Raw genomic sequence first — 19,655 nt, 5'->3', positions numbered from 1 at the left:
GTCGTACTTTAAGTGAACGAACGATCGTGCGTTTTGTTTCCCTGCTTCTAAGGACTTCCCATGACCGACGCGTCTGTGCGGCTCGACAGCCCGCCGACCGCGCCCGCGGCTACCCGCACCTTGCTGGTCGCGTGCGGCGCGGCATTCATCGCTTTCCTCGATCTCTCGGTAGTCAACATCGCCTTCCCCTCGATCGCCCGGGACTACCCCAGCACGGCCACCACCACGCTGACCTGGGTCGTCAGCGGCTACGCGGTCGCCTTCGCCGCGCTGCTCACACCGGCCGGACGCTTCGCCGACGCGCTCGGACGCCGCAGGCTGTTCCTCGGCGCGCTGGCCGGTTTCGCCCTCACCTCCCTGCTCTGCGGGCTCGCGCCGACGGCGGGCTGGCTCATCGCGGGCCGGGTACTGCAAGGCGGCACCGCGGCGCTGATGGTGCCGTCCGCGCTCGGCTTGGTACTGGCCGTCACCCCGCGGGAGAAGATCGGCGCGGCCATCGGAGCCTGGTCGGCCGCGGGCGGGTTCGCCGCGGTGGTCGGCCCCGCGCTCGGTGGCGCGCTGGTCGAAGGATTCGACTGGCGAGCGGTCTTCGTGATCAACGTGCCGGTGGCGCTGCTGCTGATCGCGGCGGCGGCGCGCATTCCGGCCGTGGAGGGCCGCCGGGCGGGCGGCGGGTTGCCCGATCCCCTCGGCACTCTCGCGGTCGCGCTGGGTCTCGGCGGACTGGTCGCGGGCGTCACGGAGGGGCAGCGCTGGGGCTGGACCTCGGTGGGGACGCTGACCGCGCTGATCGGCGGTGGCTTGCTGGTCGTGGCCGCGCTCGCCCGTTCGGCACGCCACCACGATCCCGCGATCGCGGTGGAGCTGTGGCGCAGCAAGTCGTACGCGCTGGCCAACGCGACCTCGTTCGTCTTCGGCGCCGCCATGTTCGCCTGGCTGCTGGCGGGACCGCTGTTCTTGGACGCGATCTGGGGTTACTCGGTGCTCGGTTCCGCGGGCGCGATGACGATCGGGGCGGTGGCGTCGATGGTGACGGCGACCGTCGCGGGCCGGGTCGGCTCGCCCGTCGTCAGGCGATGGCTCGGCGTGCTCGGTGCGTCGATGTTCGTCGCGTGCGCCGTGTGGATGTGCACGGACGCCTTCGGCGCCACGCCGAACCTGTGGGCGGCGTGGATTCCGGCCGGGGTCCTCGGCGGCGGCGGCATCGGCTTCGTCGTCACGGTACTGGGCACCGCGTCCGCCAGTTCGCTTCCGCCCCAGCAGTTCGCCGCCGGGACCGGCATGAATCTGACCGCGCGGCAAGTGGGCGGCGCACTCGGTGTGGCCGTACTCGCCGCCGTGTTCGCGGCGCGTCCCGACGATCCGCTCGGCGCGTTCCACACCCTCTTCGCCGTGTGCGCCGGCATCGCCGCCGTGGCCGCCTGCCTGGCCGCCCTCCCCGCCCGTACCCCGTCATTCTCTTCGGAAAGCTAGGAACACAATGAGCCACAACACTCTTCGCACCGAAGCCAACGATCCCCTGGTGCTGCCGCCCGAAGAACAGCGGCGTCTGCTCGCCGACGCCCCCTGGCAGCGCTACGCGGTGCTCGGCGACTCCATCGCGCAGGGTGTCGGCGACCCCAGCCCCGGGTACGAACCGGTGGGCTGGGCCGACCGCGTCGCGGCAGTGCTCACTACGGCCCGCCCGGATCTGGCCTACCTGAACACCGGCCGGATCGGCGCCACCTCCGCTCAGGTTCTGGCCGAACAGTTGCCCGGCGTGCTCGAATTCCGCCCGGATCTCGTCCATCTCAGCTGCGGCGGCAACGACCTGTTCCTGCCCGGCGGCGATGTCACCGAACTGCGGACGAACCTGGACACGATGTTCGCCACGCTGGCCCGCACCGGAGCGCGGATCGTCACCTTCACCCTGGCCGATGTCTGGGAAGTCGAACGCATGGCGCCGATGCGTCCGATGCGCGAGCGGATGGCCCAGCTCAACGACCTGACCCGCGAACTCGCCGCCCGCTATGACGCGCTGCTGCTCGAACTCTGGGACCACCCGCTGCGCCTGCGGCCCGACCTGATGAGCGCCGACCTCATCCACTTCAGCACGAGCGGCCACGCCGTGCTCGCCTCGGACATGGTGCGCACCCTGGCCGACCACGTGCTCGCGCCCCGCTGATCCGGACGAACGTGGTGGCGGGACCGGCCGAGGCGGGTCTCCCACCGCGTTTCCGAGATGCCAGGGCCGCGCACCGCAGTATTCGTCACGAGGCAGCACCGGGCGGACCGTCCCATCCGTAGCGGTCCACCAATTCGGCGCCGAGGCGGGCCAGTTCGGCGCGGACCTCGGCGGGACCGAGTACTTCTATCGAGGCGCCCCAGCCGGCCAGCTGCTGGGCGAGCATCCACACGGTGGGGGCGGTGACGCGGACCCGGATGCGACCGTCGTCGGCCGGACCGTCCACGACGCAGTTCCTGCCCTGCTGGTCGCGCAGGATCGGCAGCAGGCGTTCGGAGATCAGCACGGTGGCGGCGGTGGTGGCGCGCCGCCGCTCCATTTCTTCGACCACCTGCGCCCAGGCGGCGGTGAGGTCGAAATCGTCCGGGCGGTGGGCCGGTTCGCCGGTGAGCGACGCCTCGGCGATCCGGTCGACGCGAAACGTGCGCTGCCCCCGCTCGGTTCCCGCGACCAAGTACCAGACGGCATCCTTGTCCACCAGTCCCCAGGGATCGACAAGACGCTCGGACGGCTCGCCGGTGCGGTTCGCGTAGCGCAGCCGCACCTTGGCGCGCTGCACGACAGCGCGTTGCAGCAATGCCACCACCGGCGGCAACTCCCGGTCGGTCGCACCCCAGCGCGCCGGATCGATCACCACGGCGTCGGCGGCCGCCTGCGCGTCGCCCCGAAAGGTCTGCGGCAGCGCCCGGACCAGCTTGCGCAGCGCCGACTTCGCCTCCGGCACCGCACCGGCGGAGGGACCGGCCAGGAGGAACAACGCGCGGGCCTCCCCCGCCGTCAGCCCGCTCAGATCCGTGCGCGCACCGCCTACCAGCGACCAGCCGCCGCCGCGCCCGGGCTGCGGGTACACCGGCACCCCGGCCGAAGAGAGCGCTTCGAGATCGCGGCGCGCGGTGGCGACCGAAGTCTCCAGCTCCGCCGCGACCTGCGCGGCCGTCACCCGACCACGGGTCTGCATCATCAGCAGGATCGCCACCAACCGGTCCGCTCTCATGCGCACAATTCTGCCGTCAAAAGTGCTCATTCGGTGCGCACTTTTGCTCGGATGATGGTTCTACAAGACAGAACACCACGACTCGAAGGAGAACCACCATGCTGCGCGGAATGGCGACGAGCACCTTTTACGCCGACGACCTGGAGGCCGCCAAGAACTGGTACACCGAGTTCTTCGGCGTCGCGCCCTACTTCCACGTTCCCAACGGTTACTACGAGTTCCGCATCGGCGACTACCAGCACGAATTCGGCATCGTGAACCGCGCCTACGCCCCGGCCGGAGCGCGCAACGCGCCCGGCGGCGCGATCGTCAACTGGCACGTCGACGACCTGCGGGCGACCTTCGACCGGCTGCTGGAACTCGGCGCGACCGTCTACGACCCGATCACCCCGCGCGGCAACGGCGAGGGCTTCGTCACCGCCGCCGTGGTCGATCCCTTCGGCAACGTCCTCGGCCTCATGTCGAACCCGCACTACCTCGCGGTCCTCGCCGAGACCGGTCCCGCCTAGACCGGAGAGGGGGCAGGCCGTCCCGGTCGTGTCAGGGCCGGAACCAGCGCTCCAGCACGGTGGCGACGCCGTCGTCGAGGACGTGGCCGGTCACTTCGTCCGCGAGATCACGAACGTCCGTCGGCGCGTTTGCCATCGCGACCGAATGCGCTGCCCAGCGCAGCATGTCCCGATCGTTGTAACCGTCACCGATGGCCAGCGTCGCCTCGTCCGGCACACCGAGGGCGACGCGGAGTTGTTCCAGCGCCCACCCCTTCGACACGCCCTGCCGGGATACGGTGAGCCACGGCCCGTACTCGCCGTGCACCCAGCTCGCACCCGGCACTCGCAGGGAGCGCAGCGCGAGCAGCATCTCCTCCAGCGAACCGTCGGGCAGCCAGCCGTTCAGCCGCGGGGTCGGCTCGCTGCTCAACGCGTGGTGGTCGACGAGCAGGTACTCGCCCAGGGAGAACTCGCCGGGACCGGCTCCGGTGGCCCAGGTACCGATGCCGACCTTCTCCACGGCGAAGATCATCGCCGGGAACAGCGCGCGCAACGCCATGATCGCGGGAGCGGGGTCGAAGGACTGGATCGCGACCGGTTCCCCCCTGGCCACGTCGATGTGCACGGCTCCGTTCGAGCACAGGGCATGTCCTTCGAGCAGGCCGAGTTCGGTGAGCACCGGACGGGTGGTCAGCAGGGTGCGTCCCGTGGTGACCACGACGTGCGCGCCCGCTGCCACGGCCGCGCGCACCGCCGCGACCACTCGCGTACTGATCGGTGTTCCCGTGTCCAGCAGCGTCCCGTCCACGTCCAGCGCGATCAGCTGGGGACCCCCGGATGCCATCAACCCATTGTGCCTCGGCGGCGGCGCACCCGTCGCTGATTCCGGCGTGCCGAGACCCGCACGCGCGCTGGCCAATTGGGCATCCGCGCCCTCGCGGCTACCGACCGCGGGCGCCACCGCCGCCCGCACCTCCGGCACCTCCCGCGGACGACCCGCCCGACGACCCACCCACCGAACCGGAACGGCCCCGCGATCCGCCGGACGACGAAGCGCCCGAGGAGTTCCCGGTCGAGTGCCCACCCGCCGACGACGCACCGCCCGGGCGCCCGCTCGATGAGCCGCCGGTCGAGGGCGAACCGCCCGCCGAGGAGTTACCCGCCGAACCACCGCTGGACGAACCGCCCGCCGAGGAGTTACCCGCCGAACCACCGCTGGACGAACCGTGCGTCGAGGAGTTGCCCGCCGACCCTGCCGAAGACGAACCGTCCGACGACGAATTGCCCGCCGACCCACCGGAGGACGAACCGTGCGTCGAGGAGTTGCCCGCCGACCCACCCGACGACGACCCGACCGACGACGAATTGCCCGCCGACCCGGCCGAAGACGAACCGTCCGACGACGAATCACCGGCCGAGGACGAGCCGTGCGTCGAGGAGTTGCCTGCCGACCCGGCCGACGACGACCCGCCCGGCGAGTCGCCGGACGATCCGTTCGCGGAGGAGTCGCTCGTCGACCCACTGCTCGAGGGGGTTCCGCCGGAGGATGTACCCCCGGAGTCCCCGGAGGAGGAGCCCCCCGTGGACGTGCCCGCGGAGGAGGACGAATTCGAGCCCGAGCCGCCGTGCTCATCCGAGCCCGTACCGGTGCCCGGTGCGTCGGACGTCCCGGTCGACGGGTTGCCCGGTGTGCTCCCGCCGGACGCCGGAGCGGGCTCCGCCGGCGTCGAACCGTTCTGCGGCGCGGGAACACCGGAGCCCGGCGGCGTTCCGGTTCCGGACGCAGGCGGCTGACCGGGTACCTGCCCCGGCTGTCCGGGCTGGCCAGGGGGCGCGGGTTGCCCAGGAACCGGCGGCTGCCCGATGTCCCCGGGAGCGGGGCGGACGACCGGTGCGAACGGCAGCGGATTCACGAAGTACGCGGGATCGCCGTATCCCCGGTAGCGCAGTCCGCCCGGGGCGCAGCAATTTCGCGGGTCCCGATGCGAGCCGAGCCGCGACTCCGCCACCGAAGGTCCATAACCGGCGTCGCGTGCGGCCGGTGTGATGAATCGGGTGTAGGCGGAGGTCCGTTGCGCGAGCAGGGCCCGGCCCGAGTTCCAGGTGGGGGCGGACATCACGGACCAGGCGTCGGCGAGCTGCTCGTTTCCGACGTCGACCAGCAGGCTGTCTGTCGGCACGCCGAGTTCCGGCAGACGCTCGAGCAGCGGCGACAGCTCGGGAACCGTAGGTCCGCCGAAGACCGTGACCGCCGACATGGCGACCGCGGAGACCACCGCGGCACTGGAGAACACCGCCACCCGCGGCGCGGTGGATCGGCCGTCCGAGGCGCCGAGCGCCATCGTGCGCGCCGCCATGAGGGCGGCGCCCGCGGCGGTCGCCTGCCCCGGATCCGCCGAGATCAGCACGGGAGGCCCAAGTTCGGCGAGCGTCCGCGCCACCTCCGCGGGACGCGACGCACCTCCCACCAGCAGAATGCAGCCGATATCGGACAGGGTGACACCCGATTCCCGCACGCACTCGCGGACCAGTTGGAGCGAGTCCTGCACGTGTGCCGTGCGCAACCCGTCGATATCGACGATGGACGTCATCGCCGATCTCGCGGACCCGGGCTTCACGTCCGGTGCGTAGCGCGCGATCATCGACCCCAGCGGCCTGCCGCCGAAGTCGTAGGAGCGCAACGGCTTACCGATCATCGGATGGTTGTCCCAGTCGCGACCGACCCGCACGATACTCACGTCGAGGCTGGTGCCCCCGAGGTCGTAGATCAAGACGAAGCCGGTTTCCAGCGGGCCGTACTCGTGCTCCAGCCATTCCGCGGCCGCGACGGGTTCGGGTACCAGGAGCACGTCGCCCGCCCCGGATAGGTCCAGCGCCTGACGCAGCAAGGCGACCTGCTTGTAGGAGTACACGGCGGGATAGGTGGTCACGACGCCCGCCTCGGACGCGCCCGGCTCGACGGCGCGGAGTTCGCCGACCACCGCGGCGACGAGGTTGGCAGGCGACCAAATGCGGCCGCCGACGATCACCGCCTCCGGATCACGGGCGAGGTCGGCGAAATCCGTGACCGCCATGCTGAACTGCGCGATCCCGCCCAAGCGCAGTCCGCCCGCGCTGTCGAAGGTCACGGCGGTGCGTCGAGACCGCACCGCCGGACGTGGTCGGTCCGCGCTCACCGAAGCCGTCACGGAGTTCACTGAACCAATGCTGAAACCCAGACCTGTAGTCATTCGCTATCCCGTCAACGCACCGTGACCACGTCCATCACATGGCGTTCCCCTGTGGCCGCGGTCGTCTTCCAAACAGCCACCACAGGTTAGCTGCTTCGGGTTCATACGGATGCGAAATTGATACGGATCGTTCTACTTTCAGCAATTATCGTCCGAAATGCCAGGTAAATAGGAGTCGGTATGGGCGTCCAGCCCGCTCGACACCGCGAATCATTCTGCACTCTCGACGATTCCGCTACTGCACAGCGATCACGAAATATCGAAGTCAACCAGACCGAACGCCGGTTTAGCGGGCGAAAGCACACCGGGAGACAGACACCAACCGGTCGGTAACCAGATGCTTGCCATAAGTGCACATTTCGGCCGACCGCCATTTCCGGAAGTCACATGACGCATCAACTAGATGTCCGATACTCGCCAGCGTCGCGGTGCGGGTCCGGCTTGACTCGATAGCGGTCCACCACGGAGGTGAGATCGCGAGAGTGGAGAGGGAATCGAACGATGGCAATACGGTTCGCGGAGCAGGTCGTACTGATCACCGGCGCGACCTCGGGTGTGGGCAAGGCGGTGGCGCTGCGGGTCGCGAGCGAAGGCGCCGCGGTCGTGCTCGGCGCCCGGGGCAAGGACGCGGGTGATCAGGTGGCCGCCGACATCCGCGCGGCAGGTGGCCGCGCGCTGTTCGTGCCGACCGATGTCACGGTGGAACAGGACGTGGCCCGGCTGACCGACGCCGCGCTGTCCGAATTCGGCCGCCTGGACGCGGCATTCAACAACGCGGGCGCGGTGTGCGCCTTCGGTCCGGTCGCGGAGATCGACGAGGCGGGCTGGCGCGCCGATCTGGAGCTCAATCTCACCAGCGTGTTCTACGGCCTGCGGCATCAGGTTCCCGCCCTCGCGGCCTCCGGCGGCGGCGCGATCCTGAACAACGCCTCGAATCTCGGCGTGGTCGGCATGGGTTCGGTGGCGCCGTACGTGGCGGCCAAGCACGGGGTGGTCGGCTTGACCCGGGCCGTGGCGCTCGAGGCCGCCGAGCAGGGGGTACGGGTCAACGCATTGGTCTCCGGAGCCGTCGACACCCCGGCGTTCCGGAATTCCATGGGCGCGACGCCCGAAGGCGAGGCCGCGATCGCTGCGCTGCACCCGGTGGGCCGCATCGCGACGCCGGAGGAGATCGCCTCGTTCTGCGCCTACTTGCTCAGTGGCGAAGCGAGTTTCGTCACCGGCGCGGCGCTGGCCATCGATGGCGGATTCACCGCACGCTGACCCGCCGACCTGGGGACCGCCTCGAGATACCGGCGCGCGGCCGGGGTATCTCGAGGCGGGGTTCGTCAGGCGCGAGCCAGCAAGCGGCGGACTCGTCCGGGGCGGGCTTGCACCGTTCCCGTGGCACGGACCGCCGGCTGCCGCAGCCGCACCATGCGATCGAATTCCGTTGCGGAACCGGCGGGTTCGGGCAGGCGCCCCGCGTTGAAGTCCGCGGCCAGCTGCCGCACCGTCTCCTGCGCGCAGGATTTGTTGGTGCCGATGAAGCCGGTGGGCCCGCGCTTGATCCAGCCGGTCACGTAGGTGCCGGTGACGACGGCGCCGTCCGGGCGCTCCAGCACCCGGCCCTCCTGGTTCGGGATAACCGCGGCCTGCTCGTCGAACGGCAGGCCCGGCACCGCGACGCCGCGGTAGCCGACCGAGGTGAGCACCAGTCCCGCGTCGAGCCGATCGGTCTGCCCGGTCGGCACGGCGCGGACGCGGCCGTCCGGATCGGTGACGAGTTCGGTGCGGCCGATTTCGAGTCCGGTCACCCGATCGGTCCCGTGGATCTCGGTGGGCGCGGCCAGGTAACGGAACACGATGCGCTTGCGCTCCCCCACCGGCCGGGTGCGCAGGCTGTGCAGCAGCCGCAGCTTCTGTTCGACGTGGAAGGGCAGTTCCGCGCCGAGTTCGGGCAGCTCACCCTCGACCACGATGTCCACATCGCAGCCCAGCAGGCCGACGAATTCCGGCACGGTGAAGGCGGATTCGAGAGGGCCGCGCCGACCGAGCACGACCACTTCCTCGATCTTGCTCTCGCGCAACGCCCGCAACGCGTACGGCGCGATGTCGGTGCCCGCCAGTGTCGCGGGGTCACAGGTCAGCACGCGCGCGACGTCGAGCGCGACATTGCCGTTGCCGACGATCACGGCGCGCCGGGCGGACAGGTCGAAGGCATGGTCGACGTGATCGGGATGGCCGTTGTACCAGGCGACGAAATCGGTGGCCGACACGGTGCCCGCCAGGCCCTCACCCGGAATGCCGAGCTTGCGATCCGACGACGCGCCGACCGCGTAGATCACGGCGTGGAAATGGTCGAGCAGCTCGGCATGCGAAATGTGCGCGCCGACTTCGACATTCAGGTATGAACCGAAACCCGGCTGCGCGGAGATGACGTCGAACAGCTCGCCGACCTTGCGCGTCTTGCCGTGATCCGGCGCGACGCCGTGCCTGGCCAGGCCGTAGGGCACCGGCAGCCGGTCCAGCACCGTGACCGACACGTCGGGCTGGGTCAGCAGTTCGTCGGCGGCGTACATCGCCGACGGCCCCGATCCCACGATCGCCACCCGCAGCGGCGTGCGCTCGGTGTGGATCCGCGCCGCGGGCACCGGTCGCGCCAGCAGCGGGCGCGGCCGGGCCTGCCGGTAGAAGTCGGCGTTGATCTCGATGAACGGCTTCTGCTCGGCGGTCAGCTTCTTCGCCGACACGATGGCGTCGACCGGGCACGCGGTGGCGCAGGCGCCGCAGTCCACACACGCCTTCGGGTCGACGTACAGCATCTCCGCCGTCCGGAAGTCCGGTTCGTCGGGCGTGGGATGGATGCAGTTGACCGGGCAGGCGTACACGCAGGACGCGTCGCTGCAGCAGGATTGGGTGACGACGTACGGCATGCCGGCTCAGGCGACCTTGCTCGCGGCGCGCAGCGGCTCCGACCGGTACCGCGTACTGGGACCGTCGATCCCGAGCGCCTTCCAGACCGTCTTGGCGACCGGGTTCATCAGCCCGATGTCCTTGGCCAGGGCGCGCACGTCGCAGAAGTAGTCGCTGAAGACCCGCTTGGCCTCCTTCGAACCGAAGAACAGCTCTTTGCGGACCTCGTCCGGGATGCCGAACTCGGTGAAGAACGACCGCGGCGGAGTGACGATCGCGCGGCCGAGAATCCACATGACCAGCGGCATGGCCAGCGAGAGGACGAACTTCTGCGCGGGCTTCGCCTCCGGCACGTGGTTCTTCAGGAACTCGTGCGCGAAGGAGATGTGCCGTGCCTCCTCCGCGACGTGAATCGCCATCACGCCGCGCATGATCGGGTGCACGTCTTCGCCCGAGCGCAAGATCTGCTTCTGGATGTGGTCGATCGGCTCCTCACCGGCCAGCACGGCCATGAAGAACAGGTTCGGGAACCAGGCCGCGACCGGCGCGCCCAGGTATTTGAACTTGCTGACCAGCGGGCCCATGCCGGGCACGTCCAGCCCGATGCGGTTGACCATCTCCTGGAACATCAGGGTGTGGTTGTGCTCCTCGATCATCTCGTGGGAGCAGTACCGGAACTCCGGCGAACCGTTCGGCAAGCCGAAGTTGTGGATGACCATGCCGCTGATCAGGATCGACTCGAACTGCAGGCCGACCTTGGCGATATTCGCCTGCCGGTATTTGCCGACCGCGATCTTCTGTTCCTCGGACAGCGCCTGGTACCAGGGGTGACGGGCCACGGTATCGGCCGACTCGGGCAGGATCCAGCGCTGCTCACCGGCGTCGGCGGCGAAGTCGGGATTGTCCCAGTCGATGTCCTCGAATGGGTCGAAGTGCTTGTTGACCGATCCCTCCGACAGCAGCAGCAGCTTCGCGGCGTACTTCTGTGCCTTCTCCAGATCGGGATCGACTGCGGGTGTCACGGCTGCAGACATCGTCGTCACTGCCCTCTCCTCGATGGAACCGTTTAACTGTATCCCATAGTTACACCAACGGAGAGTCACGTCAACCCAACAGTTGCTAGGGGCGTCCGGCGGCGCGCGCCCTCATCACGCGCACCGCCGGACGGCCCCTGTTCTTCCCGGACCTCGCCGGAGCCCTAACTCACCAGCACCCCGTCTCCGGCCGCCAAGAGGGAGGTCCCGAAACCGAAGACCGCCGACATGCTCGTCACGACGACCACTCGGCCGAGCCGCCGACGGGTCCGCCGCGACAGCATCAAGGCCCGCGTAGCGGCACGACGACGGGTGCGGCGGCGCCGGACCCGGCGCTGTTCGGCCACCACCTCGGCCGCGACCGCGGTCCTGCGGCCGATGATCGCGGCGCCGTCGGCGGTGGTTCGCTCCGGGTCCGCGCCGGCGATCACCGGCCTGGCCAATTCCGCCGCGAGGACCTCGGCCACCTCCGCCGGGCGCGCCGCCCCGCCGACCACCAGAACTCGATCGACATCGGCCATGGTGACGTCCGCGACCCGCAAGCAGCGGTAGACCACTTCGAGAGACGCCCGGACGTGCCGGGCGCGCAATTCTCCGGCGATCGTGTCGGCGACCGACTCGGAGACCGAGGACGAGGACAGGCCGGGTCCGGCGTGCTCGGCGATCAAGGCGCCGAACGCGCGTCCGCCGAATTCGGTCGAACGCAACGGAACGCCGACAATCGGATTGCGCGGGCATCCAGCGCCCACCCGGACCAAGGTGACGTCGAGCCCGGCGCCGCCCAGGTCGTAGACCAGCGTGAGACCCGGCATCAGCGGACCGCGATCGGCTTCCAGCCAGGCCGCCGCCGCGACGGGTTCGGCGACCAGGGCGACCTGCGTGAGTTCGATGCCGTCGAGCGCCGCCCGCAACGCGTCCACCTGCTCGTCGGCGTAGCGGGCGGGATAGGTCACCGCGATACCGAGGCCGGTTCCGCATTCCGGATGGTCCCGCACCACCTCGTCGATCAGGCACTTGGCCACCGTGGCGACCAGGTCCGCCGGTGCGAGCGCGCGGTTGCCCACCCGCGCCCACGTGCTGGAACGCTGCGTGAGATCGGCGAATTCGGTGACCGCGCGCCCGTGCCGGGGAATCATGCCGACTCTGGCCATGCCGGTGCTGTCGAAGGTCAGCGTGGTCCGGCGCGTGATGGGCTGCGCCCGCTGCTTTTTGCGTCGCCCCGGCGGAGCCTTGGCCGAACCTTCCTCCGCGAGAACGGAAACCGTGTTCACCGTACCGATGCTCAACCCGAGACCAACCGCCATCGCAATCCACCCGATCGCCGTGCCGATTTGCTTCGAACGTCGTTTAGGCAACCACCCCGCGATCTTCGTGCCAAGTCCGGACAACCGATTGTCCGCAAGCCGCCTGTGCTCGACCGGGCCGTTTCCGCGTTCGCCGACGCGCTCACCTGGCCGACCAGCGCTACACATTCCGTCCAGTCGGATTTCCTTGCGACACGCGGGGATAGGTTGTGCCCGGCGGAAGTTTGCCGGTTTCCGGTTCCGCCCCGGACCTCCCTTGGCGACACCTCTCCACATGGGGAGACTCCCCTTGACGAGTCCACACAGCTCGGTGCGGGCGATTAGCCGATGGAGTGGACACCGGAACCGCCGCCAGCCGTGGACACCACCATCGCGTGCTGAGCCCGACACACGCTCACCTCGCGACGACCGCATCGGGCCCGCCTCGACACCCGGGCGGGCCTCCGTGCCGCAGCCCGAGCGAAGAGGGACGTCACCAAAATGTCAGCGACCGCAGCAACTTTTCAGCGCAGCTGACCGAAAACCTCAATGGGTGGGAAGTTCCGGGATCCGAGTGGCGCGAACGTAGACCGTCTCGCCGTCCGAGAGCCGCAGCGCTTCGGCGTCGCCACGGGTGACCTGAGCGGAGAACAGGTCACCGGTCGCGGCATTGCGCAGCTCCACGCGTACTTCGAACCCGAGATGGACCACACGCTCGACCGTCGCCCTGGTGACACCCGCGGAGTCCGCGGTGCCCTCGTGCTCGGCGAGAGCCATGCTGGGGTCACGGCCGACGCGAATGTCGTGTGGCCGCACCAGATGTCCGTTGAGCCGGGCCACCGCGCCGAGGAACGACATGACGAACTCGTTGGCAGGCCGGTCGTACACGTCCTCCGGAGTGCCGATCTGCTCGATGCGGCCCTTGTTCATCACCGCGATCCGGTCGGCGACGTCGAGCGCCTCCTCCTGGTCGTGGGTGACCAGCACGGTGGTCACATGGACCTCCTCGTGCAGCCGGCGCAGCCACGTCCGCAGGTCGGCACGGACTTTGGCGTCCAGCGCGCCGAACGGTTCGTCCAGCAGCAACACCTGCGGATCGACGGCGAGCGCGCGGGCCAGCGCCATGCGCTGCCGCTGACCGCCCGACAGCTGGGCCGGGTAGCGGTGCTGGAAGCCGTCCAGTCCCACGATGCCGAGCAATTCGTCGACCCGCTTGCTGATCTCGTGCTTCGGGCGCTTGCGGATCTTCAGGCCGAACGCCACGTTGTCGCGCACGGTCATGTGCTTGAACGCCGCGTAGTGCTGGAAGACGAAACCGATGTCGCGCTTCTGCGGCGCCACCCGGGTGACGTCGCGTCCTGCGATGCTGACCACACCGGAGTCCAGCGATTCCAGTCCGGCGATCGAGCGAAGCAGCGTCGATTTGCCCGAGCCCGAAGGGCCGAGCAAGGCGGTGAGTTCGCCGGAGGGAATGTCGATGGTGACGTTGTCGAGAGCCGCGAACGTGCCGTAGTTCTTGTTCGCGTTGGTCACGGTGATCACTTGGTGCCCCGCTTACGTTCGAGGATGGTCATCAGCAGAAGGGTGACGAGGGCGATGCCCATCAGCAAGGTCGCGGCGGAGTAGGCGCCGAAGGTGTTGTGGTCGTTGATGTACCGGCCGTGCACGAGCAGCGTCAGCGTCTGCGACTTGCCCGGCAGCGCGGAGGACACCATGATCACGGCGCCGAACTCACCGAGCGCGCGGGCCACGGTGAGCACCACGCCGTAGGTCAGGCCCCACCGGATCGCGGGAAGCGTGATCCGCCAGAACGTCTGCCACTTCGACGCGCCCAGGGTGGCCGCGGCCTGCTCCTGGTCGTCGCCGATCTCGTGCAGCACCGGCTCCACCTCGCGCACCACGAACGGCAGCGTGACGAAGATGGTGGCGATCACCATGCCCGGCAGGTTGAAGATGACCTTGAAGCCCAGTTCTTCCAGGCCGCCGAACCACCCGCCCGCGCCCCACAGCAGGATCAGCGAGACGCCGACCACCACGGGCGAGACCGCGAACGGCAGGTCCACGATGCCCTGGACCAGGTTGCGGCCCGGGAACTTTCCCCGGACCAGCGCGAGCGCCGTCACGATGCCGAAGATCACGTTCACCGGGACGGTGATCGCGACGATCAGGATGGACAGCTGGAAAGCCGAGATCGCCGCGGGCGTGGTGATCGAGTCGGCGAACGCGCCGATCCCGCGCTCGAATGTGCGCCACAGGATGATGACCAGCGGCAGCACCAGCAGCACCGATAGGTAGCCGAGCGCCACCGTCCGCAACGAGATGCGGGTCAACGGGTGCAGATTCATCGGGCCGCCTGCTCCTTGCGCGCGCTGCGTTCGGCGAGCAGCCGCAGCACGAGCAGCGTCGCGAACGAGATGGCCAGCAGCGCGACCGACACGGCCGCCGCGTTCACCGGCCGGTCGATCTCGATCTGCTTCTGGATGTACTGGGAGGCCATCTCGGTCTTGCGCGGGATGGCGCCGCCGATCAGCACCACCGAGCCGTATTCACCGATCGCGCGGGCGAAGGCCAGGCCGCCACCGCTGATGATCGCGGGCGTCAGGGCGGGCAGCACGATACTGCGGAACGTGGTCCAGTTGTTCGCGCCCAGGGAGAGCGCGGCCTGCTCGACCTCGCGGTCGGCCTCGATCAGCACCGGCTGTACCGAACGCACCACGAACGGCAGCGTGACGAACGCCAGCGCGACCACCAGGCCCGGCTGGGTGGCGTTCAGGTGGATGTCGATCGGGCTCTGCGGACCGTACAGCGAGAGCAGCACGATGCTGGCGACGATCGTCGGCAGCGCGAACGGCAGGTCGATCAACGCGTTGACGACGCTTTTGCCGGGAAACTCGTCCCGGACCAGCACCCAGGCGATCAGCGTGCCCATCACCACATTGATCACCGCCACCACCACCGAGACCAGCACGGTGATGCGCAGCGAATCCAGCGCGGCAGGAGCGGTGACGGCGTCGTAGAAGCCGGACCACCCGTCCTCGAAGCTCGTCACGGTGAGCGCCGCCAGCGGCAGCAGCACGATGATGCTCAGCCACAGCACCGCGGTGGCGATGCCGAGCGGGCCCACCGAGCCGGTCACGCGCAGCCACGACCAGTGCCTGCCGCGGGCCGGGCGCGCGGGGTCGGAGACGCCGGGACCGGTCTGCGCGGTCCCGGCGTTACTGCTCTCTGTCACAGTCGTCCAGTATCCGGTGTAACGGGGGTCACCCGGTCACTTGGTCGCGTTGTCGTAGATCACGGCGACCGAGCCGGTGTTCGGAGTGAACAGCTCCTTGTCCACGGTCTTCCAGCCGCCGAGGTCGGCGATCGTCCACAGCTTCTGCGGGGTCGGGAAGTCCTTGGCGTAGTCGGCGGCGATCTTCGGGTCGACCGGACGGAAACCGGCGGCGGCCCAGGCCTGCTGGCCCTCCGCGGTGAACAGGAAGTCGCGGAAGGCGACGGCCTTCTGCTGGTTCTTGCTGTTCTTCAGCACCGCGACCGGGTTCTCGATCTTGAACGTGACCGGCGGGACGATGTGCTCGATCGGGTCGCCGTTGCGCTCGGCGAAGATCGCCTCGTTCTCGTAGCTCAGCAGCACGTCACCGGTGCCCTGCAGGAAGGTCTCGGTCGCCTCGCGGCCGGACTTGGGCTGCACCTTCACGTGGTCCTTGGAGACCAGCTTGCTCAGGTAGTCCAGGCCCGCCTGCGGGTTCTTGCCGCCGTCGCTCTTGGCCGCGTACGGCGCGAGCAGGTTCCACTTGGCCGAACCGGAGCTGAACGGGTTGGGGGTGACCACCTCGACGCCCGGCTTCAGCAGGTCGTCCCAGTCCTTGACGCCCTTCGGATTGCCTTTGCGCACGACGATCGTGACCACCGAACCGAACGGGATGCCCTTGGTGGCGTCGGCGTTCCAGCTCGCGTCCACCAGGCCCGCGTCGACCAGACGGGTGACGTCCGGTTCGACCGAGAAGTTGACGACGTCGGCCTCGGCCCCGTCCTTCACCTTGCGGGACTGGTCGCCGGAGGCGCCGTAGGACTGCTGGATCTGGACGCCCTTGCCCTGCTCGGTCTTGTTGAACTCGGGGATCACCTTGTCGAAGCCGGGCTTCGGCACGGCGTAGGCATAGAGGTTCAGCGTGCCGCCGCTGCCGTCCGCGCGGTCTCCTCCGGTCGTGTCGCTGGCTCCGCCGCCGCACGCGGTTAGCGCGACCGCCGCGAGTGCGGCGAGGGCAACGGCGCTGTAGCGTCGACGCGGCGAAAGCCAAGATTTACGAGCCATCGAAGTGGACCTTTCCTGCGGACCGCCAGTTGTCCGGTAATACATCGGTGGCGGCGACCATCTGTTTGATTCAGCAGACCTGCCGATCGGGTGATACGGCAGCGGCGCGACTAGCGGCCACAACGGGCCGTTGGGGAAGGGCAGGCACATCTGCGCAAAGCGCGCCGGTCTACTGGGAAACGAGACGCGGACGTGCCCGGTTGCCGATCAACGACAGTAGATGTCCGCGACCGCGAGATCACCGACAGCAATCAACGCCAATTCATGGCGGACCTGCGGTACGGCGCTCGAAGACACGGGCAGACTTTAGCAGAGCCGACGACGGAGTTCGAATCGAAGAGTCCCAGGAAGAGGGCGGTTTCATCCCATGACCAACCGCCCCCGATCGTGTACGCGCCCAGTCCCACGGCATCAGTACCCGCAGATGGAGCGCCTGCCGACCGCATCGCGCTGGTTACCTGGGCGGGGTCGGGCGTGGTGCTGCGCACACTGCCGGGATTGCGAGCCGACTTTCAGCGGGCGATCAACCAGGCAACGACGATGAGCACCAGCAGGGCGACGAGGGCGAGCTGAACCCGCGACCGAGGCATCAGCGCGCCCCGCTCTGCACCGGGGTGCGCTGCTCGGGCGCCTGCTCGGGTTCGAGCATCACCGGCGCGCCGGCCGGGGCGGGTCGCGCCGGCGAAGGGTGGGCGCCGTACCGCCGATCCAGGATGCGCAGGACGGCGCGCAGCGCACGATCGAGCCCGTAGGCGATGGCGAAGCTGATCGGGACCATGCCGACGAGGACCACGAGGAACTGCGGAATGAACGGCAGCCCCGCGACCCACAGCTCGAAGCCGTCCCACCAACCTGCGATGCGATGCACGGCTCCAGCCTAGTCGGTTCGCCTTCCGGCTCCACGAGTCCGTCGGCCCACGGCGGCGCGGCCGGGAAGCCGCGCGGTGGACGCCGGGCGCCCATCGGCCCGAAGATTGGGGTATGGCGTCCTCCGATGACCTCACCCTCAACGACTCCGACGGCTTGCCGACGAGCTTGGCCGAGCCGACGGGCGCGACCTACCCGCACCGTCACGGCGCCTACCCGCCGATCGACGACTACGCCTTCCTGTCCGACTGCGAGACCAGTTGCCTGGTCGCCAGCAACGGCGCGGTGGAATGGATGTGTGTGCCGCGGCCGGATTCGCCGAGCATCTTCGGGGCGATGCTGGACCGCAGCGCGGGTCACTTCCGGGTCGGTCCATACGGGGTCAATGTGCCCGCCGCCCGCCGCTACCTGCCCGGCGGGATGATCCTGGAGACCACCTGGCAGACCGGCACCGGCTGGCTGGTGGTGCGCGACGCGCTGGTGCTCGGGCGCTGGCACAACAACGATCAGCGCAGCAAGACCCATCGGCGCACCCCGATGGACTGGGATGCCGAGCACCAGCTGCTGCGCACGGTGAAGTGCGTGAACGGGACGGTAGAGCTCGAGGTGAGTTGCGAGCCCGCGTTCGACTACCACCGGGCCACCGCTCGCTGGGAGTACACCGGCAAGGTGTACGAGGAGGCGACCGCGGGGCGCAGCGACGATCCGAGCGCCGGACCCACGCTGGTGCTCACCACCGATCTACGCCTCGGACTCGAGGGCAGGGAGGCGCGCGCCCGCACCAGGATGAAGGAGGGCGACGAGGTATTCGTCGCGCTCACCTGGTCGGAACTGCCCGCGCCGCGCACCTTCGAGGAGGCCGCCAACAAGATGTGGCAGACCACCGAGTGCTGGCGGCAGTGGATCACCCTCGGCAAGTTCCCCGATCACCCGTGGCGCAACTACCTGCAGCGCAGCGCGCTCACCCTCAAGGGCCTCACCTATGCCCCGACCGGCGCATTGATGGCAGCACCGACCACATCCCTGCCGGAAACACCTGGCGGAGAACGCAATTGGGATTACCGCTACACCTGGGTACGGGATTCCAGTTTCGCGCTGTGGGGTCTGTACACCCTCGGTCTGGACCGGGAGGCCGACGACTTCTTCGCGTTCCTCAACGACGCGACCACCGGCGAGAACGGCGAGCCGGTCCCGCTGCAGGTGCTCTACGGCATCGGCGGCGAACGACAGCTCGACGAGATCATCCTCGATCACCTCGGCGGCTACGACCAGTCGCGGCCGGTGCGCATCGGCAACAACGCCTACCAGCAGGACCAGCACGACATCTGGGGCACCATGCTCGACGCGGTGTACCTGCACGTGAAGTCGCGCCAGCAGGTGCCGGAGACCTTGTGGCCGCTGCTGGTCCGGCAGGTGCACGCCGCCATCGAGCACTGGAAGGAGCCCGACCGGGGCATCTGGGAGGTGCGCGGCGAGCCGCAGCACTTCACCTCGTCCAAGGTGATGTGCTGGGTGGCGCTGGATCGCGGCGCGAAACTAGCCGAGTTGCACGGCCAGTACGAGCACGCCGAGGAGTGGTACGCGATCGCGGAGGAGATCAAGGCCGACGTCCTGGCCAACGGCGTCAACTCCGAAGGCGTGTTCACCCAGGTCTACGGCGGTGACACCCTGGACGCCTCGCTGCTGCTCGTGGTGCTCACCCGCTTCCTGCCGCCCGAGGACGACCGCGTGCGCGCCACCGTGCTGGCCATCGCCGACCGGCTCACCGAGAACGGCTTGGTGCTGCGGTACCGGACCGAGACCACCGACGACGGTTTGAGCGGCACGGAAGGAGCGTTCACCATCTGCTCCTTCTGGCTGGTCTCCGCGCTGGTCGAGATCGGGGAGACCCAGCGGGCCCGGCACCTGTGCGAGCGACTGCTCGGCTTCGCCAGCCCGCTACGGTTGTACGCCGAGGAGATCGATCCGCGCAGCGGCCGTCACCTCGGCAACTTCCCGCAAGCCTTCACCCACCTGGCGCTGATCAACGCCGTCACCCACGTGATCCGCGCCGAGGATTCCCGGCACGCGGGCCGATTCCAGCCCGCGCACACGCCTCAGGGGCATCCGGTCTGATATTGGGAGCCCCCAATCCGACACCTCGAGGCCACCCGGTCTGACCCCGGGAGGCCTCGATCCGACACCGCAAGGCCATCCGGTCTGATCCTGGGAGGCCCCGATCCGGCACCACAGGGGCACCCGGTCTGAACCCTGGGAGGCCTCGATCCGGCACCACAAGGCCACCCCGTCTGACACCTGCAGGCCCCGACCCGACACCACAAG

At 69.1% G+C, this 19,655-nt stretch carries 17 protein-coding genes; 5 read left to right on the top strand and 12 right to left on the bottom strand.

Annotation, left to right across the window (positions count from 1 at the left end; genetic code table 11):
* Positions 1 to 60: 60 nt before the first annotated feature.
* Both ABZ420_RS05110 and ABZ420_RS05105 read left to right on the top strand, forming a co-directional pair.
* Positions 61 to 1,473 carry an MFS transporter gene (locus ABZ420_RS05110; protein ID WP_357117214.1) on the top strand — a complete coding sequence of 471 codons (1,413 nt, stop codon included), beginning with the start codon at positions 61 to 63 and terminating at the stop codon, positions 1,471 to 1,473.
* Positions 1,474 to 1,480: 7 nt separating this feature from the next.
* Positions 1,481 to 2,164, top strand: a complete 684-nt coding sequence (locus ABZ420_RS05105; RefSeq protein WP_357117212.1) for an SGNH/GDSL hydrolase family protein — start codon at positions 1,481 to 1,483, stop codon at positions 2,162 to 2,164.
* A gap of 85 nt (positions 2,165 to 2,249) precedes the next feature.
* Here the strand turns inward: ABZ420_RS05105 and ABZ420_RS05100 are convergent, their stop codons facing one another.
* Entirely contained in the window at positions 2,250 to 3,218 is a 969-nt protein-coding gene (locus tag ABZ420_RS05100; RefSeq protein ID WP_357117210.1) for a YafY family protein, read from the bottom strand.
* Between the two features lie 98 nt (positions 3,219 to 3,316).
* Between ABZ420_RS05100 and ABZ420_RS05095 the strand changes: the two genes are divergently transcribed.
* The gene (locus ABZ420_RS05095; RefSeq protein WP_357117208.1) at positions 3,317 to 3,727 is read left to right on the top strand and encodes a VOC family protein; all 411 of its coding nucleotides are present in this window, start codon (positions 3,317 to 3,319) and stop codon (positions 3,725 to 3,727) included.
* A 31-nt stretch (positions 3,728 to 3,758) separates the two neighbouring features.
* Here ABZ420_RS05095 and ABZ420_RS05090 read toward each other — a convergent pair whose 3' ends face one another.
* Together ABZ420_RS05090 and ABZ420_RS05085 are read right to left on the bottom strand one after the other, a co-directional pair.
* Positions 3,759 to 4,553 carry an HAD family hydrolase gene (locus ABZ420_RS05090; RefSeq protein ID WP_357117206.1) on the bottom strand — a complete coding sequence of 265 codons (795 nt, stop codon included), beginning with the start codon at positions 4,551 to 4,553 and terminating at the stop codon, positions 3,759 to 3,761.
* A 97-nt stretch (positions 4,554 to 4,650) separates the two neighbouring features.
* Positions 4,651 to 6,906, bottom strand: coding sequence for a hypothetical protein (locus ABZ420_RS05085; protein WP_357117204.1), 2,256 nt, complete (start codon positions 6,904 to 6,906; stop codon positions 4,651 to 4,653).
* Positions 6,907 to 7,440: 534 nt separating this feature from the next.
* Between ABZ420_RS05085 and ABZ420_RS05080 the strand changes: the two genes are divergently transcribed.
* The gene (locus ABZ420_RS05080; RefSeq protein ID WP_357117202.1) at positions 7,441 to 8,202 is read left to right on the top strand and encodes an SDR family oxidoreductase; all 762 of its coding nucleotides are present in this window, start codon (positions 7,441 to 7,443) and stop codon (positions 8,200 to 8,202) included.
* 65 nt (positions 8,203 to 8,267) lie between these two features.
* On the opposite strand, the gene ABZ420_RS05075 is transcribed toward ABZ420_RS05080, so the two are convergent.
* From ABZ420_RS05075 to ABZ420_RS05035, 9 genes are all read right to left on the bottom strand, one after another.
* Positions 8,268 to 9,854, bottom strand: coding sequence for an FAD-dependent oxidoreductase (locus ABZ420_RS05075; RefSeq protein WP_357117200.1), 1,587 nt, complete (start codon positions 9,852 to 9,854; stop codon positions 8,268 to 8,270).
* Positions 9,855 to 9,860: 6 nt separating this feature from the next.
* Positions 9,861 to 10,868, bottom strand: a complete 1,008-nt coding sequence (locus tag ABZ420_RS05070; RefSeq protein ID WP_357117427.1) for a diiron oxygenase — start codon at positions 10,866 to 10,868, stop codon at positions 9,861 to 9,863.
* A gap of 164 nt (positions 10,869 to 11,032) precedes the next feature.
* Positions 11,033 to 12,139: an Hsp70 family protein gene (locus tag ABZ420_RS05065; protein WP_357117198.1), complete on the bottom strand. Its 1,107-nt coding sequence runs from the start codon at positions 12,137 to 12,139 to the stop codon at positions 11,033 to 11,035.
* A 558-nt stretch (positions 12,140 to 12,697) separates the two neighbouring features.
* The gene (locus tag ABZ420_RS05060; protein WP_040865543.1) at positions 12,698 to 13,693 is read right to left on the bottom strand and encodes a sulfate ABC transporter ATP-binding protein; all 996 of its coding nucleotides are present in this window, start codon (positions 13,691 to 13,693) and stop codon (positions 12,698 to 12,700) included.
* Complete coding sequence (cysW, locus tag ABZ420_RS05055; protein ID WP_357117196.1) at positions 13,690 to 14,496, bottom strand: sulfate ABC transporter permease subunit CysW; 807 nt, start codon at positions 14,494 to 14,496, stop codon at positions 13,690 to 13,692. Before cysW ends, ABZ420_RS05060 begins: the two co-directional genes overlap by 4 nt.
* A complete protein-coding gene (gene cysT, locus ABZ420_RS05050) occupies positions 14,493 to 15,293 on the bottom strand; it encodes a sulfate ABC transporter permease subunit CysT (RefSeq protein ID WP_174315480.1) in 801 nt (266 codons plus the stop codon). The genes cysW and cysT overlap by 4 nt, the downstream gene beginning before the upstream one ends.
* 126 nt (positions 15,294 to 15,419) lie before the next feature.
* Positions 15,420 to 16,466, bottom strand: a complete 1,047-nt coding sequence (locus tag ABZ420_RS05045; protein WP_357117194.1) for a sulfate ABC transporter substrate-binding protein — start codon at positions 16,464 to 16,466, stop codon at positions 15,420 to 15,422.
* 207 nt (positions 16,467 to 16,673) lie between these two features.
* Positions 16,674 to 16,763, bottom strand: coding sequence for an Ms4533A family Cys-rich leader peptide (locus tag ABZ420_RS05040; protein WP_312038717.1), 90 nt, complete (start codon positions 16,761 to 16,763; stop codon positions 16,674 to 16,676).
* A 292-nt stretch (positions 16,764 to 17,055) separates the two neighbouring features.
* Positions 17,056 to 17,334, bottom strand: coding sequence for a hypothetical protein (locus ABZ420_RS05035; RefSeq protein ID WP_357117192.1), 279 nt, complete (start codon positions 17,332 to 17,334; stop codon positions 17,056 to 17,058).
* Between the two features lie 113 nt (positions 17,335 to 17,447).
* On the opposite strand from ABZ420_RS05035, the gene ABZ420_RS05030 reads away from it, so the two are divergent.
* On the top strand, positions 17,448 to 19,448 hold the full coding sequence (locus tag ABZ420_RS05030) for a glycoside hydrolase family 15 protein (RefSeq protein ID WP_357117190.1): 2,001 nt from the start codon (positions 17,448 to 17,450) through the stop codon (positions 19,446 to 19,448).
* Positions 19,449 to 19,655: the final 207 nt, after the last annotated feature.

It is taken from the genome of Nocardia sp. NPDC005745 (genome assembly GCF_040630775.1).
In the GTDB taxonomy this organism is placed as follows: domain Bacteria; phylum Actinomycetota; class Actinomycetes; order Mycobacteriales; family Mycobacteriaceae; genus Nocardia.
This window is presented reverse-complemented; position numbering and strand designations above follow the sequence as displayed.